Source organism: Corynebacterium sp. MSK032 (assembly GCF_030232065.1).
Classification (GTDB): Bacteria; Actinomycetota; Actinomycetes; order Mycobacteriales; family Mycobacteriaceae; genus Corynebacterium; species Corynebacterium jeikeium_D.
Window position 1 is genome coordinate 1 of the sequence record NZ_JASPJR010000008.1, and the last position, 11,557, is coordinate 11,557.

The following is an 11,557-nucleotide window of genomic DNA, read 5'->3' on the forward strand; positions in this document are numbered from 1 at the left end:
GAGCTATTCTTTGGTGATTTGTGGTGTGTGGTCTGGGGTTATGGTGGCATGCGGACACACTTTTCTTTACTTAACCCGGCTCTGGATTAAGCGGGGGGCAGGGGCTCGAGTTAGAGGCTCGAGTTAGAGGTCAGCCACTCATCGATGAGCTATTCACTTATGGTTCCGCTGGGGCTCATCGATAAGTGAATAGATTATCCATAAGTGCGCGCCAAATGTCTGCAAACGTGACAAGAAATACCACTGCCTACCTGCTGATTTGTGCTTAGTGGTGATTTCGGGTTAATCTTTGCAAGGCTTCACGGAGAGCACAGAGCGAAACGAAGCGGTCAACAATTGGCCACAGAGTTACGTGCTGGGTTTAACGGATGCTGATGCCCCCTTAGCTCAGTCGGCAGAGCGTTTCCATGGTAAGGAAAAGGTCGACAGTTCGATTCTGTCAGGGGGCTCTGTTCTTTTATACGGACTTATGTCCGGTAGAGAATAGGGGCGATGTAGCTCAGATGGTGAGAGCGCACGACTCATAATCGTGAGGTCGGGGGTTCGATCCCCCCCATCGCTACTACGGACAGTGATGTTCGTCGAACCCCGCCTTGATTATGCAGCAATGCAGTAAGGTGGGACATTGTCAGCTAAGGACTGAAAAGTTCTTTCGCTGGTGGTGAAGGGGCGTGGCTCAATTGGTAGAGCAGCGGTCTCCAAAACCGCAGGTTGCAGGTTCGAGTCCTGTCGCCCCTGCAAGTACCCGTCATCCAGGGCGTATGAAAATGCGTCTGGGTGGCGGGTTTTTCGTTTATGTTCGGTGGCGGTGGGGCAATGCGAGTTACTGACTGCGTTTATGACAAAAACAGCCCGAAAAATGGCTTGAAAGTGTCATAAACCCATACAGTTTCACATTTGCAGCCCCAAGTTCGCATCCCCGAGCGAGCGGCCGAAGCGAGCAGCCCGTGGCTCTTTGGGGTTGTCAGAATCGAATCTCGAAGCCTGCGGTTCCCACGAAGGGCATTTCTTCGATAGTGTGGATTATCGGCTAGAATTTACGCACTGAACCAGACTTGCTCTGCACAGTGGGGGCTTGGCTCCGGAGAACTTCCCCGGAGTTTGCCCTTGAAGAATTCACGTTTGAGTTTCACTGTGCAGTATCTTTAGGTCTCATATGCACGAAGTAGCGAAGGAGCATCGTGTCTGAGGAAAACCAGACTTTCCAGGCGGCGGCTCGCCCGTCCGGTAAGCGCCAGGCGACGGGCGCGCAGACCACCGTGGCGAAGAAGCCTGCGCGTGAGAAGGAGACCAACGAGCTTTCGACTCGTAACCCTTTGGTTTTCATCAAGCAGGTTGTTGACGAGCTGCGCAAGGTGATTTGGCCGACCGGCCGCCAGATGGTCACCTACAGCATCATCGTGATTCTGTTCCTGATTGCCATGATCGCTCTCGTGTGGGGTGTGGACACGCTGGCCGGTCTGGGTGTCCGATCGGTGTTGGGCAAGTAATCGGTTATACTGTTTCGCAGTGATGCTTTTCATCCCGCCTCCGAGTTCCGGACGGCGGGATTATTCGTTAGCGCAGCTGGTGTCTGGCTGTGCGAAGTGATTGCGGATGGCATATTGGCTCTTAAGACTCTTTAGGCGAAGATGCCAATGTCGCGAACCGTTGATGTAGATACAAGAGGGGTTAGCACGACATGAATGATGGTCAGAATATTTTCTCCGACGCCCAGTCCGCGGATGCTGCCGCAACTGAGCAGGATGCGCAGGGCGCACCGGCTCAGGTAGAAGCTCCGGCCGAGGGTGCAGCCGACGCAGCCGCAGCTGACACTGCTGCAGCAGAAGCAGCGCCGGCAGAGGAGACTGCCGCTGACGCTGAGGCACAGGCAGCTGCTGACGCAGATGCCGAGTACCGTAAGCGCCTGCGCGAGTTCCAGCGTGAGCTCAAGCGTCGTCCGGGCGACTGGTACATCATCCAGTGCTACTCCGGCTACGAGAACAAGGTGAAGACCAACCTGGAAATGCGCGCCCAGACCATGGGTGTCGATGAGCAGATCCACGAGGTCATCGTTCCGGTTGAGGAAGTCGAAGAGCGCAAGGACGACGGCAAGAAGAAGATCGTTAAGCGCAAGCTGCTGCCGGGCTACGTTCTGGTTCGTATGAGCCTGGATGACCCGTCCTGGTCCGTCGTCCGCGACACCCCGGGTGTTACTTCCTTCGTCGGTAGCGAGGGCCAGCCGTCCAAGGTCAAGATTCGCGAGGTCGCTAAGTTCCTCATGCCGAAGGAGACCATCACCGCGGACGCCGCTGAAGAAGCTGCAAATGCCGACGGTGAGCTGGCTGTCGCAGCGGCGCCGCAGGCGGAGAAGAAGGCCGTCGCCATCGACTACGAGGTCGGCGAGTCCGTCACCATCCTGTCCGGTCCGTTCGCATCTGTGGCTGCGACCATCTCCGAGATCGACCCGGACACCGGCCGCATGAAGGCTCTGGTTTCCATCTTCGGCCGTGAGACCCCGGTCGAGCTGGGCATCGATGAGGTCGAGAAGCTGAACTAGGCCCGACCTCAAGCCAGGCGCAGAGCCAAGCGGAGAGCACCGCCAAGCCAAGCGCCGAGCAAGGCACCAGCTAGCTCGCTCGCGCAACCAATCCGGTAACGGATTTTGATGCACGCCATACGCTGCGGTAACGTAGCCAGGCGTGCATTTTTGTGCCTTGAGCACAGATGCGCCAAGTAATTCGTATCCCCGGTGGCTGGCACCAACTCAATGACCAGCGCCAGTGGCCATGATGGTCGAGGGCGCAAGGGTCGTCGTAAAGCGTCGGCATCCGGACGGGGTGAGTCGCCTTTTCATCGGGGCGGCGTGCCCCGGTAACTAGGAAGTAGGTTAATCCGATGGCTCCGAAGAAGAAGCTTTCTGCGATTATTAAGCTGCAGATCCAGGCTGGTCAGGCTAACCCGGCTCCGCCGGTTGGTCCGGCACTGGGTGCTCATGGTGTCAACATCATGGAGTTCTGCAAGGCTTACAACGCAGCAACTGAGAACCAGCGTGGCAACGTTGTCCCGGTTGAAATCTCTGTCTACGAAGACCGCTCCTTCACCTTCGTTCTGAAGACCCCGCCGGCAGCTAAGCTGCTGCTGAAGGCCGCTGGCATTCAGAAGGGCTCTGGCGTTCCGCACACCAACAAGGTCGGTTCCGTGACCTGGGAGCAGTGCAAGGAAATCGCCGAGCTGAAGAAGCCGGACCTGAACGCTAACGACATCGAGATGGGTGCACGCATCATCGCCGGTACCGCTCGTTCCATGGGCATCACCGTCGAGGGCGCTAAGTAAACCGTCAGCGTTTAGCTGCTCCTTCATCAAGTGGTAGGGCCAGCTTCGGCCCGCTACACACCACAATCCAACCATTTCACTTAATTGAGATTGGACTTTTCATGAGCAAGAACTCTAAGGCATACCGCGCCGCCGCCGAGAAGATCGACGCCGGCCGCATTTACTCTCCGCTCGAGGCCGCTAACCTGGCCAAGGAGACTTCCTCCAAGAACTACGACGCCACCATCGACGTCGCCATCCGCCTGGGCGTTGACCCGCGCAAGGCTGACCAGCTGGTTCGCGGCACTGTCTCCCTGCCGAACGGCACCGGTAAGACCGTCCGCGTTGTCGTCTTCGCTGCTGGCGAGAACGCCACCAAGGCTGAAGAGGCCGGCGCTGACTTCGTTGGCTCCGAGGAGCTGATCGAGAAGATTCAGGGCGGCTGGACCGACTTCGACGCTGCCATCGCAACTCCGGACCAGATGGCCAAGGTTGGTCGCGTGGCTCGCATCCTCGGCCCGCGTGGTCTGATGCCGAACCCGAAGACCGGCACCGTTACCCCGGATGTCGCTAAGGCTGTCACCGAGATCAAGGGCGGTAAGATTTCCTTCCGCGTTGACAAGGCTGCAAACCTGCAGGCTGTTATCGGTAAGGCTTCCTTCGACGCTGAGAAGCTGGCCGAGAACTACGGTGCGCTTATCGACGAGCTGATGCGCCTCAAGCCGTCCGCTGCTAAGGGTAAGTACCTGAAGAAGATCACCGTCTCCGCCACCAACGGCCCGGGCATCCCGGTTGACACCAGTGTGATCAAGGACTACACCGCCTAAATCAGCATCAGCCGATAGGCGAGTGTGCTCTTCACGAGTCACTCGAGAGTGACTCTGAGCAAAGCTCTTTAAAACCGCCGCCGCGCGCACTTTCCAGAGTGTGTGAGGTGGCGGTTTTGCATTGGCATAAGGGGTATCGATAGCGCGGTGGGGGCTTGGGCGCGGTAGACGTCGTAAAGCGAATTGCTAATCCAAACAACTAATCCAGGCGAAATGGACTCACAGCCAAAGTTTGTTGCTTAAAATCGCGACTATGACGTTAATTTTGGAACCCGAAGAAGGGCTGGAGGCGCTCGGCGAGATTAATCGCCTGGCGCAGCTCGACGACGGTTCCGGAATTATTGAATCGCAGCTCATCTCGTATCTCGACTCGTTGGGCGACGACGCCTATGACATGCCCTGCCTGCGCATCGCGGGACAGACTCTGCTGGGCGAGGTACTGACGGGGCTAGGGGAGGACGAGCGCGTAGCTGAGGTCCTTCGCCGCAATATCCAGGACTCTGTGGTGCTTCCGGGGATGAGTGAGGAGGAAGCTCTGCAAGCTCGGGCGGCGCAGGTCGTGGTCGTGCGGCTGTTGCGCATCATCGCGCGGATGGAGGCCGTCGAGCTGCGCAATGTCGTGGCGCAGCAGTGCCTGGCATCGCAGATCCCGCCGGTTGTGCGCGTGGCACTGACACTCACCGTGGATATTCTCGACGCCGCCAGATTGGACGCACATCCCGACGACATGGTGCGCGTGGTGCTCGACTACGCCGACCAAGTGCTCTGGCTTGCCGACGACAACCTGAATGCGTACTTTGCCGAGCTCGAGATGATTGTCCAGCAACGTGAGAAGGACCTGGAGTTCGGCCGCTTCGGAGAGCCAGGTGCGGCGCGGTTTGGATAGGCGATTTGGTTAATTGCCAGGGTCTGGTATAAAGTTTCTTCACGAAGTTTGACCGGCTTCCAATCGGTACCAACATCGAGTTGGGAAGATGGAGGTTGGTACTCAAGTTTCACCGAAGACCGTCGGTCATTCGCTTTGAAAGAAGCGGATTGAAGGTTTCATTGTAGGAATACAGTGAGCGGCCCACGCAGGAGGACTTGGAAGCGCTTGCGCAGTTTGACTTCACCTGCTGGCCTTGGGGTTGGCGGAGTTGAAGTGGAACACGCCACAAGAATTGTGCGCCCCATCCTTGTGCGAGGATTGGGGCGTTTGTTGTATTTGCGCAAAAGAATCCTTCACTTGGCCGAGCGGAAAATTGCAAAGACCAGGAAGGAGGCGAGAGTACACATGGCAGCAAATGCTGAGAAGATTGCAGCTGTTGCAGCGCTGAAGCAGGACGTTGAAGAGTCCAACGCTATCGTGCTGACTGAGTACCGCGGCCTGTCCGTTGCGGAAATCACGGAACTGCGTCGCGCCCTCGGTGCTGATGTTAAGTACTCCGTCGCCAAGAACACCATGATCAAGATCGCTGCCGACGAGGCAGGGATTGAGGGTCTTGATGAGCACCTGAACGGCCCGACTGCAGTCGCCTTCATCAAGGGCGAGGCTGTGGATGCGGCTAAGGCGATTAAGAAGTTCGCCGGTGACAACAAGAACCTCGTGATCAAGGGCGGCTACATGGACGGTGCTGCAATGGATGCAGCACAGTTCGAGGCTCTTGCGGATATGGATAACCGTGAGACCACGCTGGCAAAGCTGGCTGGTGCCTTCAACGGCGTTCTGGCGAACGTCGCTGGCCTGCTCGACGCTCCGACCTCCTCGGTTGCCCGCCTTGCTGCGGCACTCGAGGAAAAGAAGTAATCCCGAGCGGCTCGCGATCTACGCGAACTAAATCACGCGAAAAACTTTTCAATATCACTTTGACGGCTTCGACCCCAGGGATCTCTGAGGGGAGCGGCCGCACCACACTCATAGGAGAATATCCATGGCTAAGTACACCACTGAGGAACTGCTCGAGGCTTTCAAGGAAATGACCCTCGTTGAGCTCACCGAGTTCAAGAAGGCTTTCGAGGAAGAGTTCGACGTCACCGCTGCTGCTCCGGTTGCAGTTGCTGCTGCAGGCGCTGCTGGCGGCGAGGCTGCTGCTGAGGAGAAGGACGAGTTCGACGTCGTCCTCGAGGACGCTGGCGCTAAGAAGATCGGCGTTATTAAGGCTGTCCGTGAGATCGTCTCCGGCCTGGGCCTGAAGGAGGCTAAGGAGATGGTTGAGTCCGCTCCGAAGGCTATCCTGGAGGGTGCTTCCAAGGACGACGCTGAGGCTGCTAAGGCTAAGCTGGAAGAGGCTGGCGCAAAGGTTGCCCTCAAGTAATTCAATTACTTGCCTCGGCCCCGGTAGTGGCCTAAAGCTACCAATTCTGACCGCCAGTTCTGGGCTTCGTGCCCGGGGTTGGCGGTTCTTTTGTATCTGGGGCCTTTGCTAACCCACCTGACCCGGGCAAAACCTCACTAATCTCACCCGTCACAGGGAGTTGAGGCAAAAACCAGCCCACTCATTGTCTTGATTACCCTTATTGGCCTGTAAAGTATCTAACATGCTCTCACGGCCGAGAATTTTGTCTATCCTTCTGTTGGGTCTAGGCACCGCACTGCTTGCTGCTGGCATTTTGCTGCCCAAAGTGCTCAATGTTGATCCCAAAATGCCGCTTGACCTGCCGCCGGTGTCGTATACCCTGCGGGCGGAAGACGGCGTATCCACCAGGATTAACGAAGAGGGCAAGCGGGAGGAAGTGCACTCGCCGCTGCAGCGACAGCTCCATGGCGTGCTCATCGAACCCGCGGATGCGGACAAGGTTTCGCTCCGTGTCGGTGTGACTGAAATGCGTGAGCTTCCCCCTGAGGTCATAGGCACCGACCCGCTGACGGAGCTTATCGAGGCCAATATCTGGACAGTTACCATCGACCGCCTCACTGGCGAGGCGCTGGCTCCTGCGACGCTTGTCGACCGCATGGCAGGCGTTCCACGGTCAGTGGCTTTCGAGGGGAACTGGGTGAAGCTTCCGGCCGACACGGAGGAAAAGGAATACCTGATCTTTGATGATCTCCTCCACGATTCCTTGCCGGCAAAGTTTGTCGGGGAAGAGGAGCGCGGCGGTAACCGTGTCCTGCATTTCCGTCAGGACATTGAGAAGACGAATCTCGCCCAGAAGTACCGTTCTTACGTCTCTCAGCTAACCCAGGATGACAAGTCCGGCTTCCTCCAGTACCAGGGCACCCGTGATTTGTGGGTTGAGCCCAAGTCTGGCTCGGTCATCGATATGGCCGAGGACATCCACCTTTGGTGGGAGACCCGCGACGGCGAGCCGATCATGGACTACCTGCGCTTCAACGGCAAGATGGACGAAGGCCTTTCCAATCAGCTTCTCTTTGGCGCAATACAGAATTTCCAGCGCCCAGCTCTAGAGCCGTGGTCAATCGGTCTCATTACGTCCGGTTCGATTCTGGTATTCATCGCAATCGTGGGCATCGTGCGTCCTTCGACCCGTCGTAAAGCAGAGTAACGCTTTACGACGGCCATAGCGCCCAGGCCTCACCCTTTATATCGGTGACGGGTGAATGCGACACGCCCGATTTGTCAAGTTGTACTAGACAACTACCAGTTTTTGATATAGGCTAAATCGTTGCGCTGGAATTAGTGTATCTGTCGCCAGCTCTTTTATAGTTTGCGCTCGGGGCTCGGGGCTATTATGTAGCACCGTTTTTCGTGCATCTAGCTGTTAAAGGAGTTGCCGCGGCGCCGCCGTTAGGGCTCGGGGGCTCGCCTTTTAAAGGCTGGTCTTGGGGGCCAAGCGGCGGGGGAATCACTTTCGTGTGTGACCAAAGGTTAGACGCAAAGTATCCCGGTGCGCAACAGAAATAATTCCTGCAACTTGAATCGCGTATAAACCAAGCGGGCGGAGCGCACCACCGGTTGCCGGTGTGCTCCACCGCGTGAGGTGCTGGAAGGACGCATCTTGGCAGTCTCCCGCCAGACCAAGGCAGTAACCGGTATTCCCGGAGCTTCGAAGAGGTACTCGTTTGCAAAGATTCAGGAGCCGATTGCGGTTCCTGGTCTGCTCGACCTGCAGCGTGAGTCTTTCGCATGGCTCATTGGCACGCCTGAGTGGCGTGCTCGTCGCCAGGAGGAGCTCGGAGAAGACGCTCGGGTTACCAGCGGTCTCGAAGATATTCTAGAAGAGCTCTCTCCGATCGAGGACTACTCCCAGAAGATGTCCCTGACGCTGTCGGACCCATGGTTCGACTCCGTCAAGAACACCGTGGATGAGTCCAAGGATAAGGACATCAACTACTCGGCTCCCCTCTACGTCACCGCGGAGTTCACCAACCGCGAGACCGGTGAGATTAAGAGCCAGACTGTCTTCATCGGCGACTTCCCGATGATGACGGATAAGGGTACGTTCATCGTCAACGGAACTGAGCGTGTCGTTGTTTCTCAGCTGGTGCGCTCTCCGGGCGTCTACTTCGATGAGACCATCGACAAGTCCACCGAGCGCCCGCTGCACTCGGTGAAGATTATTCCGTCGCGCGGTGCGTGGCTGGAGTTCGACGTCGACAAGCGGGACACCGTCGGCGTTCGTATTGACCGTAAGCGTCGCCAGCCGGTCACGGTTCTGCTGAAGGCTTTCGGCTGGACCACTGAGGAAATCAAGGAGCGCTTCGGCTTCTCTGAGATTATGATGGCCACCCTGGAGAAGGACGGTGTTGCAAACACCGACGAGGCTCTGCTGGAGATTTACCGCAAGCAGCGCCCGGGTGAGCCGCCGACGCGCGAGTCCGCGCTGGCTCTGCTGGAGAACAACTTCTTCAAGCCGAAGCGCTACGACCTGGCCAAGGTCGGTCGCTACAAGGTCAACCGCAAGCTGGGCCTGGGCACTGAGGTCTCTGGCGAGATGGTCCTGACCGAACAGGATATCGCTACCACCATTGAATACCTCGTGCGCCTGCACGACGGCGAGAATGTTATGACCTCGCCGGAAGGGGTCGAGATCCCGGTTGAGACCGACGATATCGACCACTTCGGTAACCGTCGTCTGCGTACCGTAGGCGAGCTGATTCAGAACCAGGTTCGCGTGGGTCTGTCCCGCATGGAACGCGTGGTTCGTGAGCGCATGACCACTCAGGACGTGGAGTCGATCCAGCCGACCACTCTGATTAACGTGCGCCCGGTCTCCGCGGCTATCCGTGAGTTCTTCGGTACTTCCCAGCTGTCCCAGTTCATGGACCAGAACAACTCGCTGTCGGGTCTGACCCACAAGCGTCGTCTGTCCGCACTGGGTCCGGGTGGTCTGACCCGTGACCGTGCTGGTCTCGAGGTTCGAGACGTTCACCCGTCCCACTACGGCCGCATGTGTCCAATTGAGACCCCAGAGGGGCCGAACATTGGCCTGATTGGTTCGCTGTCCTGCTACGCACGCGTGAACCCGTTCGGTTTCATTGAGACTCCGTACCGCCGCGTCCGCGATGGTGTCATCACCGACGAGGTCGACTACCTCACCGCTGATGAGGAAGACCGCTACGTTGTCGCGCAGGCTAACACCCCGATTGATGAGAACGGCCGCTTCGTTCAGGAGACCCTGTCTGTTCGTAAGAAGGGTGGTGACGTCGAGTCCGTCCGCGCCGATGAGGTCGACTACCTCGATGTTTCCCCGCGTCAGATGGTCTCCGTGGCTACTGCCATGATTCCGTTCCTCGAGCACGACGACGCTAACCGTGCCCTGATGGGTGCGAACATGCAGCGTCAGGCTGTGCCGCTGCTGCGTTCGGAGGCTCCGTTCGTCGGTACCGGTATGGAGCAGCGTGCTGCTTACGACGCCGGCGATGTCATTGTCGCTTCGGCCACCGGTGTGGTCGAGACCGTGTCGGCAGACTTCATCACCATCATGGACGATGAGGGTCAGCGCCACACCTACCTGCTGCGCAAGTTCGAGCGCACCAACCAGGGCACCTGCTACAACCAGAAGCCACTGGTTGACGAGGGCCAGCGTGTTGAGGCCGGCCAGGTCATCGCTGACGGTCCGGGTACCGACAACGGTGAGATGGCACTTGGTAAGAACCTGCTCGTGGCATTCATGCCGTGGGAAGGTCACAACTACGAGGACGCCATCATCCTGAACCAGCGCATGGTTGAGGAGGACATCCTGACCTCGATTCACATCGAGGAGCACGAGATCGACGCCCGCGACACCAAGCTGGGGCCGGAGGAAATCACCCGTGACATCCCGAACGCGTCCGAGGAGATGCTGAAGGATCTGGATGAACGCGGCATCGTCCGCATCGGTGCCGACGTTCGCGACGGTGACATCCTGGTCGCTAAGACCACGCCGAAGGGCGAGACTGAGCTGACTCCGGAGGAGCGCCTGCTGCGCGCTATCTTCGGCGAGAAGTCCCGCGAGGTCCGTGACACTTCCATGCGTGTTCCGCACGGTGAGTCCGGCAAGGTCATCGGCGTCCGCGTCTTCTCCCGTGAAGACGATGACGACCTGGCACCGGGTGTCAACGAGATGGTCCGCGTGTACGTTGCGCAGAAGCGCAAGATCCAGGACGGCGACAAGATGGCAGGTCGCCACGGTAACAAGGGCGTTATCGGCAAGATCCTGCCGCAGGAGGACATGCCGTTCCTGCCGGACGGCACCCCGGTCGACATCATTCTGAACACCCACGGTGTTCCGCGTCGTATGAACATCGGCCAGGTTCTCGAGGTTCACCTCGGCTGGCTGGCGAAGGCCGGCTGGAGCATTGAGGGCGACCCGGATTGGGCTAAGCGTCTTCCGGCCGACCTGCACGACGTTCCGTCCGACTCCCTGGTTGCAACCCCAGTGTTCGACGGTGCTGAGAACGAGGAGCTCGCTGGTCTGCTCGCGTCGTCCCGCCCGAACCGTGACGGCGAGGTGCTGGTCAACGCTGACGGTAAGGCCACGCTGTTCGACGGCCGCTCTGGCGAGAAGTTCCCGTTCCCGGTTTCGGTGGGCTACATGTACATGCTGAAGCTGCACCACCTGGTCGACGAGAAGATTCACGCTCGCTCCACCGGTCCGTACTCCATGATTACCCAGCAGCCGCTGGGTGGTAAGGCTCAGTTCGGTGGTCAGCGCTTCGGTGAGATGGAGGTGTGGGCAATGCAGGCATACGGCGCTGCCTACACCCTGCAGGAGCTGCTCACCATCAAGTCCGATGACGTGGTTGGCCGCGTCAAGGTCTACGAGGCAATCGTGAAGGGCGACAACATTCCGGATCCGGGTATTCCGGAGTCGTTCAAGGTGCTTCTGAAGGAACTGCAGTCGCTCTGCCTGAACGTTGAGGTCCTTTCGGCCGACGGCGTTCCGGTTGAGTTGGGCTCCTCCGACGATGAGGAACTCGACCACGCGACCGCTTCCCTCGGCATTAACCTGTCCCGCGATGAGCGTTCCGACGCTGACTCCGCATAGTTTCTCGCTTCACGACGAAACATTGCGTG

At 58.3% G+C, this 11,557-nt stretch carries 9 protein-coding genes and 3 tRNA genes; all 12 read left to right on the forward strand.

Annotated features, from left to right (window positions below; translation table 11 throughout):
• The first annotated feature begins 376 nt into the window (after positions 1-376).
• The 12 genes from QP995_RS05705 (at position 377) to rpoB (ending at position 11,528) form a co-directional block, all read left to right on the forward strand.
• Positions 377-449: transfer RNA gene (locus QP995_RS05705), tRNA-Thr, on the forward strand.
• 39 nt (positions 450-488) lie between these two features.
• Positions 489-562 (forward strand) — tRNA-Met (locus QP995_RS05710).
• Positions 563-665: 103 nt separating this feature from the next.
• Positions 666-738, forward strand: a tRNA-Trp gene (locus QP995_RS05715).
• Between the two features lie 443 nt (positions 739-1,181).
• Positions 1,182-1,490, forward strand: coding sequence for a preprotein translocase subunit SecE (secE, locus tag QP995_RS05720; protein ID WP_016422041.1), 309 nt, complete (start codon positions 1,182-1,184; stop codon positions 1,488-1,490).
• 191 nt (positions 1,491-1,681) lie between these two features.
• A complete protein-coding gene (nusG, locus tag QP995_RS05725; RefSeq protein WP_284853013.1) occupies positions 1,682-2,539 on the forward strand; it encodes a transcription termination/antitermination protein NusG in 858 nt (285 codons plus the stop codon).
• A 338-nt stretch (positions 2,540-2,877) separates the two neighbouring features.
• The gene (rplK, locus tag QP995_RS05730) at positions 2,878-3,315 is read left to right on the forward strand and encodes a 50S ribosomal protein L11 (protein ID WP_016422043.1); all 438 of its coding nucleotides are present in this window, start codon (positions 2,878-2,880) and stop codon (positions 3,313-3,315) included.
• Positions 3,316-3,416: 101 nt separating this feature from the next.
• Positions 3,417-4,121, forward strand: coding sequence for a 50S ribosomal protein L1 (gene rplA / locus QP995_RS05735; RefSeq protein ID WP_016422044.1), 705 nt, complete (start codon positions 3,417-3,419; stop codon positions 4,119-4,121).
• A 253-nt stretch (positions 4,122-4,374) separates the two neighbouring features.
• Positions 4,375-5,007: a hypothetical protein gene (locus QP995_RS05740; RefSeq protein ID WP_042388383.1), complete on the forward strand. Its 633-nt coding sequence runs from the start codon at positions 4,375-4,377 to the stop codon at positions 5,005-5,007.
• A gap of 387 nt (positions 5,008-5,394) precedes the next feature.
• Complete coding sequence (rplJ, locus tag QP995_RS05745) at positions 5,395-5,907, forward strand: 50S ribosomal protein L10 (RefSeq protein WP_016422046.1); 513 nt, start codon at positions 5,395-5,397, stop codon at positions 5,905-5,907.
• Positions 5,908-6,031: 124 nt separating this feature from the next.
• Complete coding sequence (gene rplL / locus QP995_RS05750; protein ID WP_016422047.1) at positions 6,032-6,415, forward strand: 50S ribosomal protein L7/L12; 384 nt, start codon at positions 6,032-6,034, stop codon at positions 6,413-6,415.
• Between the two features lie 223 nt (positions 6,416-6,638).
• The gene (gene pgfA, locus QP995_RS05755) at positions 6,639-7,604 is read left to right on the forward strand and encodes a cell envelope lipid trafficking protein PgfA (protein ID WP_284853014.1); all 966 of its coding nucleotides are present in this window, start codon (positions 6,639-6,641) and stop codon (positions 7,602-7,604) included.
• A 435-nt stretch (positions 7,605-8,039) separates the two neighbouring features.
• The gene (rpoB, locus tag QP995_RS05760) at positions 8,040-11,528 is read left to right on the forward strand and encodes a DNA-directed RNA polymerase subunit beta (protein WP_040360933.1); all 3,489 of its coding nucleotides are present in this window, start codon (positions 8,040-8,042) and stop codon (positions 11,526-11,528) included.
• Positions 11,529-11,557: the final 29 nt, after the last annotated feature.